The organism is Cupriavidus sp. GW822-FHT03E04 (assembly GCF_058801495.1).
Genome location: NZ_JBXANI010000004.1, coordinates 301,716 through 325,189 on the forward strand (window position 1 = coordinate 301,716; position 23,474 = coordinate 325,189).

Consider the following 23,474-nt stretch of genomic DNA (forward strand, 5'->3'; position numbering starts at 1 on the left):
GAGGTGCTCCGGGGCCTTGAAAAGCAATTTCATCGGAGTGCCGAAAGCCGCCTGAAATCCGTGCTGCAGGCCATATCGGACCTGAACCGGACGATGGGAGAGGATTCGGCGGGGCGAGTCGGGACCATTGCCGAGAACCCTGCCCTGATAAAACTGGCGAAACGTATACTGGCCGATCCCGGCAGCGCCGATCTGCGGACTGAACTCGATCAGTGGATCCTGCCGATCTACAGGAGCCGGGGCTTCGATGGCTATGCCCTGATCCGGCCGGACCACACCATAGTCGCGGCGAGCAGCCCGCGCTATGTCAACGCCTCGGACCTGACCGAGCCGACCTTACGCACGTTGCGGGGGGCGCAGGAGCTCGGATTTGCCATTTCGCGCCCCACCGTCTCGACGCAGCCGCTCATGGTCCAGGGCATTGAGCAGCCGGCCGGGATGTTCTATCAGCTGGCGTGCGCACGCATCAACGCGGATGGATTGATCGTGGGCTTCTTGTGCCTGCGCATCGATCCCTATGTGAAGCTGTTCAAGATTCTCAAGGCGGGCCGGATAGGCGAAACGGGCGAGGCTTACGTGATTGACTCCTCCGCGCGCATTCTCTCCCCGACCCGCGCCTCGGAGCGCGATGCGGCGCCAGATCGTGCGCGGCGGGACGTTTCCGAGGCGCTGTGGGCGAGAGTGCCCGGCAAGCGGCTTGCGGCCGATTCGCTGGTGCGTGGCCGCATTGGCGATGCCCCGACGGAACTTGCGTTGCAACTGCTGATGGATAGAGGCGCGGAGGCGGTCGCCGCCGAGGGCTATGACGGCAATGACGGGCGCAAGGTCATCGGGGCTGGCCGATGGTTGGGTGACCAGGACATGGGGCTGGTCGTCGAGCTACCCGTTGACGAAGCCTATCAGTCGTACTTCCTGGTCCGCACGGCGATCGTGAGCCTTAGCGCGATCGCGATCGGGCTGATCCTTGCGTTGGCGGTGTTCCAGTGGCGCGCGCGCCGCGGCGTGTCCGAGAACGAGGAACGCATGCGCGCATTCCGCGAGAACGTGCCGACCGGGCTGGCTTACAAGAACCCCAAGGGTGTGGGCATCATGGCCAATCACGCCTACGAGCAAGCCATCGGGGTGCCCCAGGGCGCTGCCGTGGGATGCTGCGACTGGGACATCATCCCGAATCGCCATATCGCCCAGATCAGCCGCGATATGCACGAGCTGGTACTGGCCAGCGGGACATCCCAAAGCCAGGTGCATGCGATCAGTCCTCGTTACGGCTATGAACGCATTTTCCGCGTGGTCAAGTTCCCGGTGCCCGGGCCGGACGATGCCGGCATCATCGGCGTCGGTACGGTGGTCGCCGATATCACCGAGCAGGAACGCACCCGGCAGGCCCTGGAGGCGCTGACCAACACGCTGGAAGCACGCGTCGAAGAGCGCACCCTGCAGCTGACGGCAGCGCGCGAGGCGGCTGAGTCGGCAGCGCGCGCCAAGGCGAAGTTCCTGGCCAACATGAGCCACGAGATCAGGACGCCGCTGAATGCCATCATCGGCATGTCGCATCTGGCGCTCAAGCGCGAGCGCGCGGACAAGCTGGACCGCTATCTGGAGCGCATCGGCGCATCCGCGGCGCACTTGCTGGGGATCGTCAACGATATCCTGGATTTCTCGAAGATCGAGGCGGACAAACTCACCATCGACGCGCGCGAGTTCGACTTGTCTGAACTGCTGGATCGTGTCACTGGCCTGTTCTGGGAAACGGCGGAAGCAAAAGGCATCATGATGTCTATTTTCACGTCCCCCGCGATTCCGCCTCGGCTTGTCGGCGATCCGCTGCGGGTCGGGCAGATCCTGATCAATTTCCTGAGCAATGCGCTGAAGTTCACGGATCGTGGCGAGGTCTGCCTGCGAGTCAGGGAGACACTCGTGCGCGACAGCCATATCGGCTTGTCCTTCGAGGTCGAGGACACGGGCGTAGGCATTGCTGCGGAAGCGTTGCCGGAGCTTTTCACGCCGTTCCAGCAATTGGACGGCGCGCTGAACCGCCGCTTTGAAGGCACGGGCCTAGGGCTTGTGATCAGCAAGAAGCTGGCGGAACTCATGGGTGGGCGCGTCCTCGCGCGGAGCCAGGCCGGTGTGGGAAGCATCTTCTCGTTCGAGGTGTCGCTGGAGATTGGGCGGGCAGACCGGGCGGCCGGTCCGGGCTCCGGCCTTTCGCATGCGGCGATGGTGCCATCGGATTGCCGCTCGATCGCCGGGCCGGCGTGGCAGGCATTGCACGGGCGCAAGGTCTTGCTGGTCGAGGACAACCCGATCAATCAGGAGGTCGCGCACGATCTTCTCGTACTGGTGGGCATGGACGTGCACGTTGCCGGCGACGGTCAGCAGGCGCTGGCGGCGCTCAAGGAACACGCATTCGATATCGTGCTGATGGACATCCATATGCCGGGCATGGATGGCATAGAGACCACTGGCGCGATTCGCCACGACCTGGGCCTTTATGCCCTGCCGGTGCTGGCACTGACGGCAGACGCGATGTCGGCGGACCGCATCCGCTGCATCGAGGGCGGGATGAACGATCATATTTCAAAGCCGATCGACGCAGAGGCGATGTTCCGCACCATTGCGGCATGGCTGCCGCCCGTTGCCGCGCCGTGGGGCGCGACTCGTGGCTTGGCAGGCGCAGGGACTACGGTGGCGGTGACGGCGCAGGCGACGCCACCGGCGTCAGCGGTGACGCAGGCCCTGAAGGCCATACCGGGCCTGGACGCCGCCTCGGGGATCAAGCTCTTGTTCGGTCGCGAGGATCTTTACATCAATCTGGCCAGGCGCGTATGCGCAGAACGCGCGGACATGGCAACGCGGATCCATGAGGCCATCGGGGCCGGCGATGTTCGCCAGGCTGGCCTGCATGCCCATGGCATGAAGGCCATCCTGGGCATGCTTGGGGCGGCGCAGCTCGCGCAGGCCTGCGCGGCGCTGGAGCGCGGCTTGCAGGATGGCCGTGCGGATGCCGCGGCGCTCTCCACGCTGGGCCGGGACTTCCCGGCGCTGATCGCCAACATGCGCTCGGCGTGCGCCGTGGGCGCGGTATAAAAAGGGTCCAGAGCCAGCCCTGCGCGTGAATCTGGCGCTTCATCTGCAAGGGGGGGACACAGGGGAGTGCTGTTTCCCTGCAGAATCGGCCATGCTGGCAATCCTCACACGCAAAGCGGGCTCTGGACCGGAAAAAAGGGGGGGCGGCCATCGCGCCATCGCGTCGGTCGCCAGGACCCATCAACGTTTCAGCGGCTCTCCACACCGACCGGGGCGGCACACAGGTCGAGTCCGGCGGATAGCAACCTGAGTGTGAACAGTTCGACGTGGGTGAGTGCGCCGTCGATCGTCACCCATGGGTAGCGGACACCGGAGATCGTATTCTCGAAGGCGATCAATGTCGCATCGCTGTCGACGGCGCACACGAAGCGCCGGATGCCGATCCTCGGATGCCGGACTTCATAGCGTGCGCGATGCTGGAGCCGGAACTCGCACTTGCCTTCCCGGGTTGCTATCGATATGGCATGCTCCTTCAGTCCGGGCGCCAGGCCATTGAGAACGTGGCTTAACCAGTCGTCATACGCCAGCGACGTTTCCCCGCCGCCCACCGCCGTTATCCACTGGTCGATGCGCAAGGTATGGCGAACCGTTTGCTGATGAGATTCCATGCCTCATGATGGCTCGGCGATGGCCGCCGCGAAAGAGTGGAATTACTCAGGTTGCACACCCCGTATCCGCATCCGTTGCCAGGGGAAAATTGGGGGAGGGGGAGAGTATTCTTACTCTTTCCGATCTTGCGAGAGCCAATGACAATGCCGCCGTTGCTTCGATTCAGCGAAAGACGGGCCTTGATGCCTGCATGGACTCGCTGTTGGTCGGGCAACAGCCGGTGCGGTGCGTGGTGTGTGGCGGTGCCGGCAATGCGGACGCGTCTTTTTTTTGACGTAGTCGGCGTGCATTGAAGCGATCGCGGGGTGTCAGTGTCAATGCCATGTGACCGATGTCCGTTGCTCTTGCGAAAGCCCACTTCGGTGGGCTTTTTTTTTTGCCATGCCCGCCCGGAGCGGGGTTAACGGCAGCGGATGCCAAACCTTTATGCCCTCCGCAAGAGGGGGCTGAATTGCGACGCAAGATGGCCGTTATGGCAAGGCAGGGGCCGGGATGCGCCTGGGGTTGTTGCGTCCCGTGCAATCTGTGGCCTGGCCCGGGCGAAAAGCGAACCGGTGCGAGTAATCCGCTATGTCAACGCAATATGACGGTATGTCTTTCGAAGCGCGCCGGAAACGCCGTCATCTTGCCTGCCCGGCAAGTATCCCGACCTGAATCTCCCCATGCGCTCTGATAATTCCGACGCCCTGCCCACGATTCTTGTGGTGGATGATCTTCCAGAAAACATCGCGATGATGGCCGCATTGCTTCAGGATCGCTATCGGGTGAAGGTGGCGACCTCGGGCAGTGCGGCGGTGCGCATCGCCACGGCGGCGGCGCCAAGCCTGATCTTGCTTGACGTGATGATGCCTGACATGGACGGCTACGAAGCGTGCCGCCAGCTCAAGGCGAACCCGGCCACCATGGACGTGCCGGTGATCTTCCTGACATCCCGTACCGGCGAGCACGACGAGACGCGCGGGTTCCAGGTGGGCGCGGTGGACTACATCATGAAGCCGCTCAGCCCGTTGGTGATGCACGCGCGCATCGCCACCCATCTCACCCTCAAGAACGCCAGGGATTTTCTCCGGGACAAGTCGGCCTACCTGGAGCAGGAGGTGCAGCGCCGGCTGCGGGAGATCTCCGTGATCCAGGACGTCACCATCATGGCCATGGCATCCCTGGCGGAGACGCGCGACAATGAAACCGGCAACCACCTGCGGCGCACCCAGCACTACGTGCGCCGCCTGGCGCAGGCGCTGCGCCACCATCCGCGCTTTTGCGACGAGCTCAACGACGAGACCATCGAGCTGCTGTTCAAGTCGGCCCCGCTGCACGACATCGGCAAGGTCGGCATCCCCGATCGCATCCTGCTCAAGCCCGGCAAGCTGACCGCCGAAGAGTTCGAGGTCATGAAGACCCACACCACGCTGGGGCGTGATGCCATTGCGCACGCCGAGGCCCAGTGCGGCACCCCTAACTCCTTCCTGCGCTACGCTCGCGAGATTGCGCACTATCACCAGGAGAAATGGAACGGCAGCGGCTACCCCGACGGGTTGTCGGGCGATGCGATTCCTGTCTCCGCGCGCCTGATGGCGATCGCCGATGTCTACGATGCGCTTATCAGCCGGCGCGTCTACAAGCCCGCATTTCCGCACGAGCAGGCGGTAAGGATGATCAGCGAAGGACGCGGCAGCCATTTCGATCCGGACATGGTGGACGCGTTCCTGGCCATCGCGCCGGAGTTCCTGGCCATTTCGCAACGCTACGCGGACACCGACGCGGACCATGCACGCGAGGCGGCATTAGTGGCCGCCAACGGCTATCCCGTCACCACGCCGCAGGCATGATGGGCGCATCCGCCTCTGGATGGCTGGCTGCCTGGCGCAGGCGGGTGGCCACGCGCGCCGGTCTGCGGCGCTACGTCTATCCCGTGCTGCTGGTGGTGACAGTCTGCCTGCTGGCCGGCGGCGCCGCCCAGCTGGTGTACGAGAACGACCGGGCCAACCTGGGCGCGCGGGTAGAGTCGATGCTGGCGACGAACGCGCGGCTGCTGGGACTCTGGAGTGGCGAGCAACAGCGGCGCGCCGAGCGGATTGCGCGCCTGCCGGAGGCGCTCAGGCTTGCGCGCCCGCTGCTCTTGGCGCCAGGCCAGCCGTTGCCGGATGGCGAGGCGGTGGCCAGGTTCGAACGCTGGGTGACCCCGGTCTTCCAGAGCAGCGGCTACCTCGGTTATGTCCTGGCTACGCCGGACCTCAAGATCGTGGCGTCGGAGCTGCCCGGCCGCACCGGCCGCCTGCTCTTGCCGGAACCTGCCCGGACGGCCCGGCGGGCGCTGGAAGAGGGCAGCGCGGCCTCGCCGCCTTATCCTGCCCCGGAGCGAACCCGGGACCCATGGGGCACGCTGGTGGACCTGCCGTTCCAGGTGGTGTGCGCCCGGCTGCTGGACGCGGGACGCGCCATTGGCGTGCTATGCCTGCGGCTGGATCCCGGTGCCGTGATGCTGCCGATCATCGCGGCCGGCCAGTTCGGCCGCACCGGTGAGCTCTACGCCATCGACGCCCGGGGCCGGCTGGTGTCTCCCAGCCGCTTCGGCCCGGAGCTGGAGGCCAAGGGCCGGCTGGCGCCGGGCACCGCGTCCATGCTCAACGTATGGGCCCGGGTCCCCGGCCAAAGCGGCAAGGACGGGGGCAGCGCCCAGCCGGGCGGCCCGCTGACCCTGGTTGCCGAGCGCTTGCTGCGCGACCATGCCTCTGTGCTTGCCTACGACTATGCCGACTACCGTGGCCAGCGGGCCGCGGGCGCAGGGATCTGGGTCCCCGGCCTGGAGATGGGCTTGATCGTGGAGCAGAACATGGGCGAAGCGTTCGCCCCGTACCTGTTTACCCGCGACGTGCTGGCGGCACTGACGGCCATCATCCTGCTGCTGATCGGCACCGCCACGTGGATCGCGCGGCGGGACGGCAGGCGCCTGGCGGAGAGCCAGGAAAGGATGCGCGCGATGCTCGAGCACTCGCCCGCCATCATGTCGCTCAAGGACCGCGATCACGCCATGCTGGCCCTTAACCCGGCCATGCAGGCGCTGCTCGGCGCGAGCGAGGGCGAAGTCCTGGGCAGGTCCGACTGGGATTCCGGCTCCAACCCTGAAGTCGCGCGGGTACGCCGGGACATGGAGGCGCGCGTGATGTCCTCGGGCAAGGCCGAGGAGCATGTCTATGCGCTTCAGACGCCCCATGGCGAGCGCCATCTCCAGGTGACGCGCTTCCCGGTGCGCAACCCGGCTACCCATGAGGTGGTGGGGGTCGGCGCGGTGGGCATCGATATCACGGAGCAGGTCGAGGCCAACCACCGGCTGACCTCGCTGTCCCAGACGCTGGAGCGCCGCGTCGAGGTACGTACGCGCGAGCTTGCCGAGACCAATGCCGAACTGGTCGTGGCCAAGCAGGCCGCGGAGAGCGCGGCGCATGCCAAGGCCAGCTTCCTGGCCAACATGAGCCATGAGATCCGTACCCCGATGAATGCGGTGATCGGCATGGCACATCTGGCGCTGCGCACGCGGCTCGACGACAAGCAGCGCGGCTACCTGGAAAAGATCCAGCATTCCGGCCAGCATCTGCTCGAGATCATCGATGACATCCTCGACCTGTCGAAGATCGAGGCCGGCAAGCTGGAGATCGAGCGGGTCGATTTTTCGCTGGAGCGGATGCTGCGCACGGTGTGCGACCTGGTGGCCGAGCGGGCCGATGCCAAGCACCTCGAGCTGATCGTCGAAGTCGCCCCGGACGTGCCGGACTCGCTGCGCGGCGATCCGCTGCGCCTGCGCCAGATCCTGATCAACTTCGCCAACAACGCGGTGAAGTTCACGCACCAGGGTGAAATCGTCATACGCGTCGAGCACCACGGCGACGGGCAATGCCAGCCCCGCATCCGCTTGCGCTTCGAGGTGCGCGACACCGGCATCGGCATTGACGCGGCTACCTGCTCGCGCCTGTTCCAGAGTTTCGAGCAGGCCGACGCCTCGACTACCCGGCGCTACGGCGGCAGCGGCCTGGGCCTGGCCATCTGCCGCCGTTTGGTGGAGTTGATGGGCGGCACCCTCGGGGTCGAAAGCACGCCGGGCAAGGGCAGCAACTTCTGGTTCGAGCTGGACCTGCTGGCGGGCAAGAAGCGGCCTGCCAGCGCCTTGGTCGCGCCACAGCTGGCGGGCTGCCGCCTGCTGGTGGCGGACGATCACGACTACGCCCGCCAGGTCATCATTGCCATGCTGCGCAACTTTGGCTTCCGCGTGGACGAGGCCGCCTCAGGCCGTGCCGCTCTGGCAAGGATTGCCCAGGCCGACGAAGCCGCCGATCCCTACCAGGCCGTGTTCATCGACTGGAAGATGCCTGGTCTTGACGGCATCGAGACCGCTCGCCACATCGACGCCATGCGCCTGTGCCACCCGCGCCCGCGCCGCGTCATGATTACCGCCCATGGCCGCGAGGAAGTCTTGCGCGAGGGCGAGCGATCGGGCTTTGACGCGACGTTGATCAAGCCGGTGAGCGCATCGCTGCTGCTGGAGGCGACGGTGCGCACGCTGTCCCCGGACAATGACGCGCCACCGGAGGCGGCGGAGCCGCATTCGGCGGCGCTCGATGCCATGCCGGAGTTGCCGAGCGCGCGCGTGCTGCTGGTAGAAGACAACGACATCAACCGCGAGGTCGCGGTCCACTTGCTGCAGGCCGCGGGCATCTACCCCGATACGGCCGAGAACGGCGCCGTGGCGCTGCACCTGCTCCAGGCCGGCGCTTACGACCTGGTCCTGATGGACGTGCAGATGCCCGTGATGGACGGGTTTGAAGCCACCCGGCACATCCGCGAGCAAGAGAAGTTCGCAAGCCTGCCGGTGGTGGCGATGACGGCCAACGCGTTGCCGGAAGACCGGGCGCGCTGCCTGGCAGCCGGCATGAACGACCATATCGCCAAGCCGATCAGCCCGCCGGCCTTCTATGCCATGCTGCGCCAGTGGCTGGCGGTCCCGGGCGGCGACGACGCGGCCCCGTCAGCCGGGTCCCGGCCGGCCTGGGTGGACGCGCTGGCAACCTCTGCGTATCTTGACGTCGGCGGCGGCCTGGGCCGCGTCAGCGGCCGCGCGGAAGTCTACCGGCAGCTGCTTGAGCGCTTTGCCAGCGGTTACGCAGACATGCCGGACCGGATCGGCGAGCGGCTGTCCCGCGGCGACCGCGACGGCGCGTTGTCGCTCGCGCACTCGCTCAAGGGCTTGGCCGCCAATCTCGGTGCCATGTCGATCTCGTGCGCGGCGGCTACGCTGGAGGCGAGCCTGCAACTTCCTCATGCGCCCGGGCGCCCCGACCCCGTCACGCTGCTGGCGGCCTTGCGCACCACCTTCCCGCCATTGCTGGCGACCTTGCGCACGCACCTGCCAACCGGGCCCGCAGCGTTGGATGGCGGCGCGCCGGATACGTCCGGCCCCCTTGCGGATCCCGATGTCACGCAGGAGGCTGTGCTCAAGCTCCTGCGCGAACAGCTGGAAGAGGGCGACAGCGCGGCCAATCACACCTTCGCCCGCTACCGGGACGTCTTTACCCGCCTGCTGTCCGCCGATGGCTGCCAGCGCCTGCACGCGCAAGTCGAGCGCTACGACTACCTGGCGGCGCTGGCCACGCTGGATGGCGGCGTCGCGCCCTAGGGGCGGCCTCGGCATCCCCGGATAGCGGGAATCGCTTCGGGTACTTGTGGCGGTGTACGCCGTGAGGCGTTTCGATCGCAAGAAACGGAGTTCTTGCGATCGAATCGAGGATTATAGTGTCCTCACACCAAGCCGTTCTTGGACGCGATCATGAATATAGATGCCAATATGCCAGGGGCTCCTTCGCTTGATGACGAGCGATGGGCGGCCGTGGAAGCGCGAGATCCTTCGGCAGACGAAAAATTTGTCTACGGAGTCAGGACGACGGGGATTTATTGTCGCCCGAGTTCCTCGGCCCGTCTCCCGAAACGGGAGAACGTCGAGTTCTTCGATTCCGCCGAAGCCGCGGAAGCCGCCGGTTACCGATCCAGTCGACGTGTCTCTTCGGACCGAAGTGCTGCGGCTGCCCAGCGTGCCGCCCTGGTCGCCGAAGCTTGCCGGCTTATCGACGTCTCGGAGGTCCAACCCAATCTCGAAGCGCTAGCTCTGCAAGCTGGCATGAGCATGTTTCACTTCCACCGGATATTCAAAGCCGAGACTGGTTTGACTCCGAAAGCGTACGCGAGCGCGTCCCGTGCTCGGCGGCTGCGCGAGGAACTCGCCGGTGCCGAGACCATTACGAATGCGATCTACGAGGCCGGGTTCAATTCGAACAGTCGCTTCTACGAGGCATCCGCCGGCATGCTCGGCATGTGCGCACGTGACTATCGGGGTGGCGGCAAAAACGCGGTAATCCGCTTTGCTGTCGGCCAGTGCTCACTGGGTGCCATCCTGGTGGCGCAAAGCCAACGGGGCATCTGCGCGATCTTGTTGGGAGATGACCCCGACCTTCTCGTGCGTGATCTGCAGGATCTGTTCCGCAAAGCAAGTCTCGTCGGCGGGGACGCGGATTTCGAGCGACTGGTCGCGAACGTTGTCGGCTTCATCGAGGCGCCGGCAATCGGGTTGAATCTTCCGCTCGACGTCCGAGGTACCGCGTTCCAGGAGAGGGTCTGGCAAGCGCTTCGCGAGATTCCGCCAGGTGCAACGGCCAGCTACGCCGAGATCGCAGCGCGTATAGGTTCACCGAAGGCCGTGCGGGCAGTTGCCCAGGCTTGCGGCGCAAATCATATCGCGGTGGCCATTCCTTGCCATCGCGTTATCCGGCGAGATGGCGACATCTCTGGATATCGATGGGGCGTTGAGCGTAAGCGGGAATTGCTGAAGCGCGAGGCATAGTCCCGCAACGCCAAAGCCGAACCACGAACGCGAAAGCGATAGCCGGCTTGGATTGGCCACGCTTGAGCGCCGAACGCGACCAAGAGGGATATGCCAGCGCTTGCTGGCGTCAGCATCACGATTGACGGACTGCGAACAACGAGGCTCTGTGTCTGACGACGTAAGAAGACGTAGGGAGACGTAAAGACCTCAGCGGACCTCGCGCGCCGACGCCCATAGGTCGCTCGCACCCACGCCGGCATACCAAGCCTCAAACTGCGATCGCCACTGTTCGAACGGCTCGCCCAGCGGATGCCTTGGGTCGCCGCTCAACGCGTACGCCATGCCTTCGATCAGCCACCCGGGTTGCGACGCCACGGCGATATTGCCCAGCATCTCTGCCTGCCGATGGTGAATCAGCTCGTGCGCGACATAGAACGCCTGCCACCCCCGCGGGGCTACCACTGTGCCGAAGTTCCCGATCGCCACCGCTGCACGCCGCCCCAGCCCGAAGGTATCGGCGCATGCCTGCGTCGAGCAAAACACCACACGCGGCGATTGCCGGAACGGGCCAACTGCGCTGGCCGCCTTCGCATACCCCTCCCGATACAGCGCCTGCGCGTCGGCGAGTCTGGCCAGGTCGTCGATGCAGATGCCTGGGAGCGGGCAGGCGACATCGGGCATCAGCGTGGGGGCGACCACTCGCAATGGCTTGATGACGGCAAGCGTGGTTGCCGGCAGCGCAACGCACGTCAGGGTGATAGCGAGCAATAGGTGTCTGAACTTCATGGGTTGATGCCGAAGAACCAGGCGTGGTTACGACGTTCGTTGATAGGTTGAATGTCCGCACTTGGCCCGATCGCAGCCGTCAGCGTCCGACCGTACTATACCGCCATCCATCGCTCCCGATTCGAAGGCGATAGGAGAACGTCCGGCGGTTCGGCAGGCATTGAAGGTCGAAACGACTGAACAGGTGGTAGATCGCGTCAGGCCAGCATTTCCTCTAGCAGCCCCAGCCCCAGCCCCAGCCCCAGCCCCAGCCCCAGCCCAAGTCCCAACAACATCAGGTGCGATTGATCGACACGCCTCCGTCAACCAGCAGCGCTGCGCCGGTCATGAATGACGAGGCGCCGGATGCCATGTAGAGGACCGACTGCGCAAGTTCCTCCGGTGTAGCGATGCGTTTGAGAGCGTGTAGTCCTGCTACATGAGCCATGGCTTCGGGCGACGCACTCATTGTGCGCCCCATGGGCGTGTCTACTCCGCCAGGAAGGATTGCATTGACGCGAATGGCCTTCGGCCCAAACTCTGCGGCGAGTGATTGTGTCAACCCAATCAATCCTGCCTTGCTGGCGGCGTAGGCTGCGACGCCGGGGAAGCCGACGGTGTACCCAACAAACGTCGAAGTGAAGATGAGGCTTCCGGCGCCACGAAGCACCATCGCGGGGATCTGATACTTCGCGCCAAAGAACGCGCTGGTGAGGTTGGTGTCAATGGTCTCGCTCCAACCCGTCGCCGAGACGACCGGTGTAGGCCCCATTTCGCCGAGTGTCCCCGCGTTGTTGAACGCGATGTCCAATCCACCGAAACGCTCAACAGCCGTCTGAACGAGAGTCCGAGCATATGCCTCCTCCCTGACGTCGCCTGCGACATATGTAGCCGTTCCGCCATTTTCAGTGATTTCCCTCACAAGGTCTTCCAGCTCAGCCTTGCGACGAGCGGCAACGATCACCGCTGCGCCCTCACGAGCGAAAAGTAGCGCGGTCGCGCGTCCAATCCCGGAACTAGCGCCGGTGACGATGGCGACTTTGTTTGCAAGCGTGTTCATTCTTCTTTCCGATGTTCAAATTGATCAGCCGTCAGTCTGCTCGCCTGTCGAGGCGCAAGAACTCCGTTTCTTGGCATCGAATTCAGGCGAAATGGAAAGACACGACAGCCGCCGGCCACCGATTTCAACAACGGCAGCCTCGCTCAGGGCAGTGTTGGAGAAAAAACGCAACTACGTGCACGGCTTCAAGAAAACCGTGTGGATACCGAGCCCTTGCCTCAGTGCCTCAATGCCTCAGTGCGAGTGCCGGTGATGCGTATCCGGATAGTGCGGGTGCTTGTGCACCAGCGGCTCGTGCCGATGCAGGTGCCGGTGCGGCTCCTGCCCGTCCCAGTCGAAGGCGTGCTCGTGCTGGTGGTGCGCATCGTGGCGATGCGCGTGGCTGTGCTCGGTCGCCTCGTGGCTGTGCTCGTGCTCATGATGCTCGCGCAGGTGCAACCACACGCCCAGCGCCATCAGCAGCGCCGCCACGTAGAACACCGGCTGCGGAGCCTGCGGCCACATGCCGAACGCGATCGCCACGCCGAACAGCGGCGCCACGGAGAAATACGCGCCGGTGCGGGCGGTCCCCAGCAGCCGCAGCGCGATGACGAACAGAGCCAGGCTCACGCCGTAGCCGAGGAACCCGATGATCATGGCCGCGCCCAGCGCGGGCAGCGCCGGCAGGTGGTTACCGCCGGCCAGTGCCAGCCCGGTGTTGCACACGCCGGCAACCAGCCCCTTGATACAGGCGATCAACATGGCGTCGTTGCTTGACACCTTACGCGTCAGGTTGTTGTCGATGGCCCAGCACAGGCACGCGCCGACGATCAGCAAGGCGCCAGCGGACAACCGCAGGCTGCCCGGCTGCCAGGACAACAGCAAGCCGCCCGCCACGATGGCAAGCATGCCAAGGACGATGTGGCGGCTGGCGTTTTCCCTGAAGACCACCCAGGCGATCAGCGCGGTGAATACCCCTTCCACGTTCAGCAGTAGGGAGGCCGATGCCGCGCTGGTGCTGGCCAGGCCGGTCATCAGCAGGGCCGGCCCCGCCACGCCGCCGGCCAGGATGGCACCCAGCAGCCATGGCGCCTCCTGGCGCGGCACGCTGAGCGGGCTTGCTGCGGCGCCGCTCATGCTGCGCCGCAGCGCCAGCAGGATGCCAAGCCCCAGCCCGCTGCCCAGGTAAAGCAGGCCGGCCAGCAGCAATGGCGGGATCGACCCGGCCAGGGCCTTTGCAAGTGGCGTACTTGCCCCAAACAGCAGGGCGGCGGCCAGGGCGGGGGCGGCGGTTCGGATGGTCATGGGCAAGGCAGCAAGGCGTGGCAATGCCGTATTGTCGCGCCACGGCGTGGTGGCGGGGGATGCTATATATTTCAGCCTTGGACGCCATGCCGGGCATGGCGGTTTCCCCTCTGGAATGCTATGAAAACCACCTCGCAATACGTGGGCGGCTGGCTGATCTGTGCGGCTGCGCTGCTGATGCTGCCAGCCTGCGCCATCCTGCAACCGGTGCAGGAAGGCCAGAAACTGATCGGCGCCCCGGAAAGCGCGGTGCGCGCGACCTTCGGTGAGCCCACCAATATCTACCGGCTGGCCGACGGTTCCGGGCGCTGGATCTACTCCAAGCAACCGCTGGGCTATGAGGCCTACGCGGCCGATTTCGATGCCAGCGGAAAACTCACGAACTTCCGGCAGATGCTGGTCACTTCCGAGATCTACCAGGCCAAGGTCGATAGCTGGACCAAGCGCGACGTGGAAGAGCATTTCGGCAAGCCGCTCGAGCCGGTGCAGTACTACCCGCTGATGCAGCGCGACGTCTGGTCCTATCGCTTCCGCCAGGAGGGCAACCTATCCTCGCTGTTCAATTGCTACTTCGACAAGCAGGGCATCCTGAGGCAGGTGCAGATCACCCTGGATCCGCTGGGTGGGGATTCCAGCAGGGCGCCCTGATGCCCTGATGTGGGCTGGCTTGGCCTGCAATCCATGCTTCGCCACAAGCTGAAACGTTCTCCCGCGGCACGCGCCCACAATGGCGATGAGCCCTTTCAGAGAGAACGCCATGCCAGCCCTGCCCAGCGCGGATGCACGCGCCAACCACGCCCAAGGCGCCAGCGGCCGCGCGCTGGACATGGTCCTGCTGCTGGCTTTGTCCACGCTCTGGGGCGCGTCTTACACATTCATCCGGCTTGGGGTGGCCACGATTCCCCCCGTCACGCTGATTGCGGCCAGGACGTTGATCGCCGGTGCGCTGCTGGTGGCGTGGATGGCGGCAAGAGGCATGCAGATCCCGCGCGGTGCGGCAGTCTGGCGCCGCTTTGCGGTGCAGGCCATGCTCAACAGCGTAGTGCCGTTCACGCTCATTGCGTGGGCCGAGCAATCGGTCCCGGCGGGGCTGGCGACGATCCTGAACTCCGCGTCGCCGGTGATCGCCGTACTGGGCACGTGGCTGGTCACGCGCCATGAGCGCATCACGGCGCGCAAGCTGTTCGGCGTGGTGGCGGGGCTTGCGGGCATCTGCCTGATCGTCGGCACCAGCGTGCTGGGCGGGCTTGGGCAGCAACTGCTTGCGCAACTGGCCATCGTTGCCGCGACCGTCTGCTACGCCGGCGCGGCTATCTACGGGCGCTCGTTCAAGGACCTGCCCGCCGCCGCGCCCGCCGCGGGCTCGATGATCGTCGGGGCGGTGGTGCTGGTGCCGGCAAGCTTGGCCATCGACCGGCCCTGGACGCTACATCCGTCGCTGTCATCGCTTGCGGCGCTGCTGGCGTTATCCGTGTTCTCGACCGCGCTGGCCTTTGTCATCTACTTTCGCCTGGTACGTACGCTGGGGCCGGTGGGCACCACGGCGCAAGCCTATCTGCGCGTGCCGATCGGCGTGGCCATTGGCATCGTGTTTCTTGGGGAATCGCTGGCCGCGGGGGCTTGGGCCGGCCTGGCGTGTGTCGTCGCGGGCGTAGCCGCCATGACAATGCCTGCGCGGCACCGGCCAGTCGCGCAACGGGAATAAGCCGCGGCCAAGGTATATTGTGGTTCGCGCCAGCCAGGCACTCCGCCCGGCACTCTTGCCCACAGCATGGAACGCTTCACCATTTCATGATGGTCGAGGCTGACGCCGGCCACACGCACCGGCATTCGCACCCGCACCCGCATGCTTGAACCCGCTTAGGGCGCCTGGCGCTGCCGATGGCATCCGGGCCGCGGCCCTTGGCTCAGAACCCGGCCTTGTGCACCGGGCCATCCCAGCCGTCGAGGTACTTGGGCAGGGCGTCGTCGACTTCCAGCACGCGATGGCGATAGAACAGGTGCATGGCCGGCTGCAGCGCATCCGGCAGCGCACCGCCGCAGGCCCGCGCGAAGAGGGTGTTCGGGATCACCGACATGCCCAGCCGGTTGATGCCAAAGAGCGTCTCGCCGCACTGCGGGCAAAACTGGCGTTGGAGCTGCCGGGTCGCATGATGATAGGTGGCCAGGTGCTGCGCGCCGCGCGCCACCACCACGTTGGCCGGCTCCCAGGCCGTGGCGGCGAACACCGGCGTGGCATAGAAATCCCGGCAGGCCTGGCAATGGCAATTGGCTCTCGCCACCGGTTCTCCGGCGATGCGCAGCTGCACCTGGCCGCAAAGGCACTCCAACGTAGCGGGAATCTGCATAGGCGTTATCTCCTGTTGTTTGTGTTTCCTGAATGGCGGGGTGCATTCTACTTGGCTGCGATGCAGGCTGCAGGGCGTGCCCTCCGGGCGCCTATCCCGCCACGGCCGCATCCAGCATGGCGCCGAACAACCCGATCAGCAGCGCGATGGCCGAGGCGATGAACCAGCGCACCGTCTTGCGGTACTCGGGCACCTGGTCGTCCTCCACCCGCAGCGAGCGGAACAGGGCGACGATCTGCAGGCACACCGCCGCCACCAGGGAGGTGGCGGCGAACAGCGCCTGGACACTCCAGTGGCCGGGACTCTCGAAGCCCCAGAAGCGCCAGAACGCCAGCGAGAAGCCCAGCAGGACCGTGATAGCGGTGATGATGCCTTGCCGGTAGCCGGCCGGCACGACCTGCGGCGGTGCGCCTGCCGCCTTGGGGACGGGCGGCGGCGGGGCCGCGGGGCCAGGATCGGGATCGGCTTGCGAGGCGGTCATGGGCTGTCCTCCTGATTGGTGCCGCAAGGCCATGGAAGTGATGCAACGAGTATAGGCACCGGCCGGGCGCGGGTCGCGGCGCGAACGCTCCCGCCTGACCTCTGTATCCGACCATCCGTTGCTGTCATCCACCCTTGCGGGCATTACAATGCGGCTGCAAAGCCGCCGCGTTGCCCGCAAGGCTGGCCGGTCTGTTTTTTCCTACGCCTAATCCCCTACCTCCTTATGTCCTCGCTTCCCCCCTCAGGCAATCGCATCTGGTTCGATGGCGCTGCCGGTAGCATCGAAGCCCTGGCGGATGCGCCGCAAGGCCCGATCCGCGCGATCGCTGTCGTGGCGCACCCGCATCCGCTGCTGGGCGGCAGCGCGGAACACAAGATCCCGGTGGCGCTGGCCAGGATCTTCCAGGCGCGAGGCTTCCTTGCCGTGCGGCCGAATTTCCGGGGCGTGGGCGGCACGCAAGGCGGCCACGATGCGGGGGCGGGCGAGACGGACGATGTGCTTGCCGTGGTCCGGCAGATCCAGGCAGCGCACCCGGGCCTGCCGCTGGCGCTGGCGGGATTCTCGTTCGGCGCCTATGTGCAGACGCGCGTGGCGCAGCGCTTGCTGCAGAGCGGCGAGCCCGTCGCGTACCTGATCCTGGCCGGCATGCCGGCCGGGCCAGCGGCCGGCGGGCGCACCTACGACACGCCCACGGTGCCGGCCGAAGCTTTTGTCATCCATGGCGAGAACGACGCCAATGTGCCGCTGCAAGCGGTGTTCGACTGGGCGCGCCCGCAGGAGCTGCCGGTCGTGGTGGTGCCCGGCGCTAACCATTTTTTCACCGGCAAGTTGCCGGTGTTCCAGCGCGCCGTGGCGGAGTACCTTGATGTCCGGCAGCGAATCGCCGGGGCCGCCAGCTAAAGATTAGCTAAGAGGTTGTTTCAAAATGAAGCGAAGCGGTTCTGGCTAGGCGCGCGGCCGCAGACAGTACAAGTGGATCGGCCAAGGCTGCGCAACGACGCCAGCATCTTTTGGAAATGAAAAATGAAAATATTATTCATCGCTTCGCTAGGAATCTTGTCGCTAGTTCAAACATCACTATCCTTCGCGGATAATTTCAATGGGAAAAATCTCTATTTACAGAGATGTGCCATGTGCCACGGAATGGATATCAAAGGAACGGGACCATTGGCTAATAAAAGCAATCCTCCTACACCTGATCTTACAACATCCGCTTTCAAAAAACGACTAAATGATTATCCTGGTGTTATTGTATCCTCGATAATACTTCGTCCAAACGGAGACTTGATTCCCAAAACTTTGCAAGAGAATGGTGTAAAGCTATCGCCGTACCCTTGGAGGATTAAGGATCTGCGCGATTTAAATCAATACATGAGTGGTGTGATTTCAAAAAATCGATGATTTTGCGATGAGAGGTGGGCACAGAAATCCAAGAGCCATTTCAGGGTTGGTTACAAACAAATTCGCCAGCACATCGGCCGCAAGGACGGCGCCGAGAACGCCACCGTTGGGGGCAAGACGCTGCCGCTGTTTGCCGATGACGCCGATTTGCAGGGCTGGCGCTAGAAGGCCATGCTCACCGATCTGCAACTTCCCGCGCTGGAAGTCTGGCGCCTGTACCGGGGCAGGGCCGATTGCGAGAGCCGCATCGAGGAGCTCAAGGCCGACTTTGGTTTGAGTCGCTTTGTGTTACGCGACTTTTGGGCCACGGAGGCAGCGCTGGGCGTGGCGATGCTCGCTTACAACCTGATGAGCGTGTTTCGCCATGCAGTGATGCGTCAGAAGGTGCATCACACCCTCTGCACGCTTCACCATCGGGTACTGGCCGTGGGCGCCCTGCGGGATGACGATGCAGGAAATGTCAAGCCAGTCTTGCGCCTGGCCGTGGCGCGAAAACGAAGACCGTGGTTTGAGGGCTTGTGGGGCAATGCCGATGAGCCAGTCGACCTCTCGCAGGCACATCGCTAATGAACAATCTCGGCTAAAAGCGCGTCAATCCATGGCCGCATGCGCCACGGCATCGTCCTCGACGTGGCGCGTGGGCTTGATCAGCAGGATGAGCGGCACCACCAGCAGCGTCGCAAGGAACATGACCTTGAAATCGTTGAGGTAGGCGATCATCGCGGCCTGCTGGTTGATCGACTGGTTGAGCATGGCCAGGTCATAGCGCGAGCCGCTTGCCAGCAAGGATTGCAGGGCCGGGTTGTACACGCTCACATTGGCCGCCAGGTCGGCGTGGGCCACCTGCGTGTTGCGCGTCATCAAGGTCTGGATCACGGAGATGCCGATGCTGCTGCCGATATTGCGCATCAGGCTGTAGGTGGCCGTGCCGTCCGCGCGCAGTTCCGGCGCGAGCGTGGAGAACGTCAGCGCGCTCAGCGGCACGAACACCAGTCCCAGGCCAAAGCCCTGGACGATGCCGGGCCACACGATATCGGATACCGACAGCACCACGGTGTACTGCATCATCTGCCACAGCGCGAAAGCGGAAATCAGGAAGCCCGCAAACAGCAGCACCCGCGCGTCGATGCGCTTGAGCAGGCGCCCGGCCAGCAGCATGGAGAGCATGGTGCCGGCGCCGCTTGGCGCGGTGACCAGCCCGGTGGTGGCCACCGGATAGCCCATCAGGTTTTGCAGCATCGGCGGCAGTAAGGCGCGGGTGGCGTACATGACCGCGCCGATCACGAAGATGAAGCAGGCACCGGTGGCAAAGTTGCGGTCCTTGAGCAACTGGTACCGGAAGAATGACCTGGGCCCGGCCGTGGCGGTGTGCGCCAGGAAATACAGAAAGCTGACCCCCGCCAGGATGGCCTCGATGCGGATCTCCAGCGAGCCGAACCAGTCGAGCTGTTCGCCGCGGTCGAGCATGGCCTGGAGCGCGCCGATGGCCAGGCCAAGCGTGATGAAGCCGAACGCATCGAACTTCAAGGCCCGTGCCGGCGCCCGGTTGGGCAGGAAGGACAGCACGCCGAACAACGCGAATGCGCCAATCGGCACATTGATGAAAAACACCCATCGCCAGTTGTAGCTATCGGTCAGCCAGCCGCCCAGCGTCGGGCCCAGGATGGGCCCCACCATCACGCCCATGCCCCACACCGCCATCGCCTGTCCCTGCTTCTCGCGGGGGTTGATATCCAGCAGGATGGATTGCGACAGCGGCACCAGCGACGCCCCGAATATGCCCTGCAGCAGCCGCGACGCCACGATCTGCGCCAGCGTGTCGGACATCCCGCAGAACGCCGAGGCAATGGTGAAGCCGGTGATCGAGATGGCCAGCAGGCGCTTGACGCTGAGCCGGTCGGACAGCCAGCCGGTGAGCGGCGTGGCGATCGCGGCAGCGACGATGTACGAGGTCAGCACCCAGGTGATCTCGTCCTGCGATGCCGACAGGCTGCCTTGCATGTGGGGCAGCGCCACGTTGGCGATGGTGCTGTCGAGTGTCTGGATCAAGGTCGCGGCCATGATCGCGATGGTGATCATGGGCCGGTTGAGCGGCATTTCTACGCGCCCGGCTACCGCATCGGAGGACATGGTTTGAACAACCTGGAGGGGTGGGGTTGAATAATAAGCATGCTTATTATACGGTCGCGCCAAAGCATGGCAAGCCGCTTCTTGCTGGCGTGGCGGCGTGCCTGAGGGAGATCTTTGTACAATCGCGCCATGGAAACGAAACTGGAAAAGCGCTTTGGCTTCCTGGTCTCGGACGTTGGCCGCCTCAACGGCAAGCGGTTCGATGAGCTGGCCAAGTCGTCCCTCGATCTCACCCGGGCGCAATGCCGCGCACTCGCCTACCTGTCGCACTATGGTGAAGTCAACCAGGTGCGGCTCGCCGAGCTGCTGGAAGTCGCGCCGATTTCGGCGGGACGCCTGCTTGACCGGATGGAAGAGGGCGGCTGGATCGAGCGCGTGCCCAACCCGGAAGACCGCCGCGAGCGCGTGGTGCGCATGACGCCCAAGGCGGAAAGCGCACTGGACAAGGCCCGGCGGGTCGGCGACGAGGTTGCGGCGGAGGCGCTGGCCGGCCTCAGCGAGCCGGAGCGCGAGCAACTGATCGGCCTGCTCCAGCGCGTGCGGCAAAACCTGGGCACGATCGTCGATCGTTGACGGCGGGCAGCAAGCCCATCCAAATCCCTGAAGTGCTCTACCCCGGCGCCCCTTTGCTTCGCCCCTTTGCTTCGCCGCCTTGCTTCGCCGCCTTGCTTCGCCGCCTCACTTCGCCGCCTCACTTCGCCGCCTTACTTCGCCGCGCCCCCCGCGCGCCGCGCCATGGCCGGCTTGGGCTTTGGCGCCTCGGTGGCGCCGCCAAAAGCCGTTTGATAGATCTTGCCAGCCTCCTCATACAAGCGCGCGCGATTGTCCGCCTGCAGCCCGATCTGCTTGCCGCCGATCTCGATCTGGACCAGCCTGTCCTGCGCGGCCATCTCCGCGCCGAACTGCTCGTAGAACGCCGTGGTGGCCTGGCCCGATACGCTGTAGTACTGCATGGCGGCCTGCAGCGCCATGGTGTTGCCCATCTGGGCATTGAACGCGCCCGCGCCCGAGAACGCGCCGCTGGCCATGCCCGCCCCGGCCATGGCGAAGGCGCCGGCCATGGACATCATCTGTTGGCGTGCCCCCTGCTTTTCCTTGGCTAGCCGCATCGCGCGAAAGCTCTTGCCATAGGCGCCGTCGAGCAGCTTGGCCACCAGGGCGCGGTCCTGCGCGGCGACCCATTTGCGTTCGGCATCGGCAAGCTGCGAGATCAGCTTCAGCTTGGCCTCATCGCCGGGGGCCGGTGTGCGTGCCGCCAGGCGCTCGGCCAGCGGCTTGTCGTAGCGCGCGACATAGGCGTCGAATGCCACGCGGGTTGCCTGCGCTGCATCGATCCGCGTGAGTCCGTCGGCCACCACGCGCGCCAGGTTGTCCAGCGTTTCGTTGCGCAGCTTGCCGTCGGCATCGAAATCCGGTGCCGCGGAGGCTTCGTAGTACGCCTTGCTGAACGGCTCATAGGTCTGCGGGAACGCCACGGCTGCATCCGGCGCGAGTGGCACGCCCGCCTTGGTCGGGATGGGGGTACTGTAGTCCCAGGAGTCGCCCGCAAAGCCGTAGATCACATCTGGATGGGGCACGTCGCGGGCCTCCAGCGCGGGGCATGCTGCGGCATCGAAGGCCGGCATGATGTTCAGCGCCGGCTTGTAGGCCAGTACCCCGCAGGTCTTGGCCGACGCTAGCCCGCCCGTGGACACGCTGGCGATGACCTGGGCCGAGCCATGCGTGCTGCCCTTGTGGGTCAGCGGGACATCCCACAGGTCCACGACCATGCGCGCCGGGAAGCGATTGCGCACCAGCGGACGATAGACCAGCTTGCCGTTCTCGGCATCGAGTATCAGCGGCTCCAGTGCGATGTCGGCGGACGGGATGTAGTGGCCAAGCAGGCGGGTGAACTCCGCCGCGTAGTAGATCGAGCCGGCGGGGATGCCCTGGTAGGCGTCGTGGATGCCGTCGAAGCCCATGATGGACACCGGGTTGTTCCACACGAGATCGTTATAGCGGCTGACCCAGTTCGGCTTGAGGAGCGCCTGCGCGGACTCCGTGATGGCCTGCGGCCAGCGTACGACCACTAGCGCGCTGCCCGTCAGCGGCTGCACGGCGGCTACGGTGCCTTGCTGCTTGTACGCGGCATCCATGCTGGAGAAGTTTGTCGTGCTGCAAGCGCCCAGGCAAAGCGCGGCGGCTGCGACGGCGACGCCGCGCAGCAGGGTTCGGTTGGTTTGGCTCAAGGCAGTTTCCTCGTCGTGGCTGGGTTCGCCTCTGTGGCGGGCAATTTGGTGATGGGTGGGCAAGACGCCTGTGCCGCGCTGGCGGCTTGCGCGGCGCGCGCCCGGCAACCCGGGATGCCGGCGCCGGCCGCTTCGGCACGCACGCCGGCGGGCAGGTCGACCTGGCCCAGCAAGAAGCTGCGCATCGCCTCGCCGGACACCGGCGCGAGCGCATCGCCCTGGGGGGCCTCCCGCGCCATCTCGGCAACGCGCCCCTGCCCTGCCCCGGCGATCTGCGCGATGTCCGCGCCCATCGTCGCGGCCTGCTGGCTCATGGACCCGCTCATCGCCATGGCGGATTGCCCTAGCGCGGCGCGGCGCTGCTGCAGCTCCGCCGCCTTCTGGCGGGCGAGGCGTTCGCGCTCCTGGGCCTCCTGTTCCGCCCGGCGCTGCTGTTCGGTGCGGCGCTGCAGCTCGACCCGGCGCTGTTCCTCCAGCATCGCTTGGCGCTGCTGCGCGGCGACGCGCTCCTGTTGCTCGCGCTCGCGGGCCGCCTGCTGCGCATTGCCCCGGCTCAGGTCCTGCGATGCCGCTTCGGCCTTGCGCTCTGCCTCCCGCTCGCGGGCTTGTTGCGCCTGCTGCTGTTGCAACTGTTGCTGCAACGCTGCCTGCTGCCGCAGCTCGGCTTGCCGTTGCGCCGCCAGGCGGCGTTCCTCTTCGAGCCGGCGTGCCCGCGCCTGGCGTTCCTGCTCTTGCGCCTGCTCCTGCGCGCGCCGCGTTCGCTCGATGTCGGACAGCTGGCAACGGGCGCCGATAGCCGGCGGGTCCGCGTCCTGCACCAACGGGCCAAGTGCCTCGTTCCAGCTATTGCCAGGGACGTTGTTGATGAAGACGGAGCCCTGGCGCGTAAAGCCTGCCGTGGTGCGGACCTGCCAGTCGAGCTGGCAGTCGACCGGATCGTTGGTCTGGGCGAGCACGCGCAGGATGTAGCGATCGCCGGAGATGCGATAGCTGGTGACGACGGCGTGCGCCGGCAGGACCAGTGCCAACGCGCTCACGCCGATGGCGGTGCGAAATAATTTGTGCATTCTTGATTGACTACCGACGCATCACACGTTGGCTTTTCCCGTGATGGCGATTGTATCGACCGGGAAATAAGGTGCCCACCTCCGAACGGGTGAGAGATGCCGTGACGTTGGCTCTTTGAATCCCCAAGGTGGCTTGCCGCTGC

General features: G+C 65.2%; 19 protein-coding genes. 10 read left to right on the plus strand and 9 right to left on the minus strand.

Features of this window, described 5'->3' with window-relative positions:
* Positions 1 to 60: 60 nt before the first annotated feature.
* Positions 61 to 3,087 (plus strand): hybrid sensor histidine kinase/response regulator, encoded by a 3,027-nt coding sequence (locus AC1RQC_RS07130; protein ID WP_492882788.1) that lies wholly within the window; start codon positions 61 to 63, stop codon positions 3,085 to 3,087.
* 188 nt (positions 3,088 to 3,275) lie between these two features.
* Here the strand turns inward: AC1RQC_RS07130 and AC1RQC_RS07135 are convergent, their stop codons facing one another.
* Positions 3,276 to 3,695 carry a hypothetical protein gene (locus AC1RQC_RS07135; RefSeq protein WP_492373423.1) on the minus strand — a complete coding sequence of 140 codons (420 nt, stop codon included), beginning with the start codon at positions 3,693 to 3,695 and terminating at the stop codon, positions 3,276 to 3,278.
* A 663-nt stretch (positions 3,696 to 4,358) separates the two neighbouring features.
* On the opposite strand from AC1RQC_RS07135, the gene AC1RQC_RS07140 reads away from it, so the two are divergent.
* The 3 genes from AC1RQC_RS07140 (at position 4,359) to ada (ending at position 10,582) form a co-directional block, all read left to right on the plus strand.
* A complete protein-coding gene (locus AC1RQC_RS07140) occupies positions 4,359 to 5,525 on the plus strand; it encodes an HD domain-containing phosphohydrolase (protein WP_492373422.1) in 1,167 nt (388 codons plus the stop codon).
* Positions 5,522 to 9,364 (plus strand): response regulator, encoded by a 3,843-nt coding sequence (locus AC1RQC_RS07145; protein WP_492813034.1) that lies wholly within the window; start codon positions 5,522 to 5,524, stop codon positions 9,362 to 9,364. The genes AC1RQC_RS07140 and AC1RQC_RS07145 overlap by 4 nt, the downstream gene beginning before the upstream one ends.
* A gap of 150 nt (positions 9,365 to 9,514) precedes the next feature.
* Complete coding sequence (ada, locus tag AC1RQC_RS07150; RefSeq protein WP_492373420.1) at positions 9,515 to 10,582, plus strand: bifunctional DNA-binding transcriptional regulator/O6-methylguanine-DNA methyltransferase Ada; 1,068 nt, start codon at positions 9,515 to 9,517, stop codon at positions 10,580 to 10,582.
* Positions 10,583 to 10,771: 189 nt separating this feature from the next.
* On the opposite strand, the gene AC1RQC_RS07155 is transcribed toward ada, so the two are convergent.
* From AC1RQC_RS07155 to AC1RQC_RS07165, 3 genes are all read right to left on the minus strand, one after another.
* The gene (locus tag AC1RQC_RS07155) at positions 10,772 to 11,350 is read right to left on the minus strand and encodes a hypothetical protein (protein WP_492828879.1); all 579 of its coding nucleotides are present in this window, start codon (positions 11,348 to 11,350) and stop codon (positions 10,772 to 10,774) included.
* Positions 11,351 to 11,624: 274 nt separating this feature from the next.
* Complete coding sequence (locus tag AC1RQC_RS07160) at positions 11,625 to 12,389, minus strand: SDR family oxidoreductase (protein ID WP_492882790.1); 765 nt, start codon at positions 12,387 to 12,389, stop codon at positions 11,625 to 11,627.
* Positions 12,390 to 12,623: 234 nt separating this feature from the next.
* Positions 12,624 to 13,673 carry a DMT family transporter gene (locus tag AC1RQC_RS07165; RefSeq protein ID WP_492813031.1) on the minus strand — a complete coding sequence of 350 codons (1,050 nt, stop codon included), beginning with the start codon at positions 13,671 to 13,673 and terminating at the stop codon, positions 12,624 to 12,626.
* Positions 13,674 to 13,793: 120 nt separating this feature from the next.
* Between AC1RQC_RS07165 and AC1RQC_RS07170 the strand changes: the two genes are divergently transcribed.
* Positions 13,794 to 14,321: a hypothetical protein gene (locus tag AC1RQC_RS07170; protein ID WP_492882792.1), complete on the plus strand. Its 528-nt coding sequence runs from the start codon at positions 13,794 to 13,796 to the stop codon at positions 14,319 to 14,321.
* Between the two features lie 109 nt (positions 14,322 to 14,430).
* Positions 14,431 to 15,378, plus strand: a complete 948-nt coding sequence (locus tag AC1RQC_RS07175) for a DMT family transporter (RefSeq protein WP_492882794.1) — start codon at positions 14,431 to 14,433, stop codon at positions 15,376 to 15,378.
* A gap of 202 nt (positions 15,379 to 15,580) precedes the next feature.
* On the opposite strand, the gene AC1RQC_RS07180 is transcribed toward AC1RQC_RS07175, so the two are convergent.
* Both AC1RQC_RS07180 and AC1RQC_RS07185 read right to left on the minus strand, forming a co-directional pair.
* On the minus strand, positions 15,581 to 16,021 hold the full coding sequence (locus AC1RQC_RS07180) for a GFA family protein (RefSeq protein ID WP_492373414.1): 441 nt from the start codon (positions 16,019 to 16,021) through the stop codon (positions 15,581 to 15,583).
* Between the two features lie 91 nt (positions 16,022 to 16,112).
* Positions 16,113 to 16,502, minus strand: coding sequence for a hypothetical protein (locus tag AC1RQC_RS07185; protein WP_492882795.1), 390 nt, complete (start codon positions 16,500 to 16,502; stop codon positions 16,113 to 16,115).
* A gap of 225 nt (positions 16,503 to 16,727) precedes the next feature.
* Between AC1RQC_RS07185 and AC1RQC_RS07190 the strand changes: the two genes are divergently transcribed.
* The 3 genes from AC1RQC_RS07190 (at position 16,728) to AC1RQC_RS07200 (ending at position 18,473) form a co-directional block, all read left to right on the plus strand.
* Positions 16,728 to 17,405 carry an alpha/beta hydrolase gene (locus tag AC1RQC_RS07190; protein ID WP_492373412.1) on the plus strand — a complete coding sequence of 226 codons (678 nt, stop codon included), beginning with the start codon at positions 16,728 to 16,730 and terminating at the stop codon, positions 17,403 to 17,405.
* A gap of 123 nt (positions 17,406 to 17,528) precedes the next feature.
* Positions 17,529 to 17,906 (plus strand): c-type cytochrome, encoded by a 378-nt coding sequence (locus AC1RQC_RS07195; protein ID WP_492813024.1) that lies wholly within the window; start codon positions 17,529 to 17,531, stop codon positions 17,904 to 17,906.
* Between the two features lie 171 nt (positions 17,907 to 18,077).
* The gene (locus AC1RQC_RS07200; RefSeq protein ID WP_492882797.1) at positions 18,078 to 18,473 is read left to right on the plus strand and encodes a transposase; all 396 of its coding nucleotides are present in this window, start codon (positions 18,078 to 18,080) and stop codon (positions 18,471 to 18,473) included.
* Between the two features lie 24 nt (positions 18,474 to 18,497).
* Here the strand turns inward: AC1RQC_RS07200 and AC1RQC_RS07205 are convergent, their stop codons facing one another.
* The gene (locus tag AC1RQC_RS07205; RefSeq protein ID WP_492373410.1) at positions 18,498 to 20,036 is read right to left on the minus strand and encodes a DHA2 family efflux MFS transporter permease subunit; all 1,539 of its coding nucleotides are present in this window, start codon (positions 20,034 to 20,036) and stop codon (positions 18,498 to 18,500) included.
* Positions 20,037 to 20,165: 129 nt separating this feature from the next.
* Here AC1RQC_RS07205 and AC1RQC_RS07210 point away from each other — a divergent pair, with 129 nt between their 5' ends.
* Positions 20,166 to 20,609, plus strand: coding sequence for a MarR family winged helix-turn-helix transcriptional regulator (locus AC1RQC_RS07210; RefSeq protein ID WP_174425270.1), 444 nt, complete (start codon positions 20,166 to 20,168; stop codon positions 20,607 to 20,609).
* Positions 20,610 to 20,740: 131 nt separating this feature from the next.
* Here AC1RQC_RS07210 and AC1RQC_RS07215 read toward each other — a convergent pair whose 3' ends face one another.
* Together AC1RQC_RS07215 and AC1RQC_RS07220 are read right to left on the minus strand one after the other, a co-directional pair.
* Positions 20,741 to 22,264 carry a hypothetical protein gene (locus tag AC1RQC_RS07215; protein WP_492882799.1) on the minus strand — a complete coding sequence of 508 codons (1,524 nt, stop codon included), beginning with the start codon at positions 22,262 to 22,264 and terminating at the stop codon, positions 20,741 to 20,743.
* Positions 22,261 to 23,331, minus strand: coding sequence for a hypothetical protein (locus tag AC1RQC_RS07220; RefSeq protein WP_492882801.1), 1,071 nt, complete (start codon positions 23,329 to 23,331; stop codon positions 22,261 to 22,263). The genes AC1RQC_RS07215 and AC1RQC_RS07220 overlap by 4 nt, the downstream gene beginning before the upstream one ends.
* Positions 23,332 to 23,474: the final 143 nt, after the last annotated feature.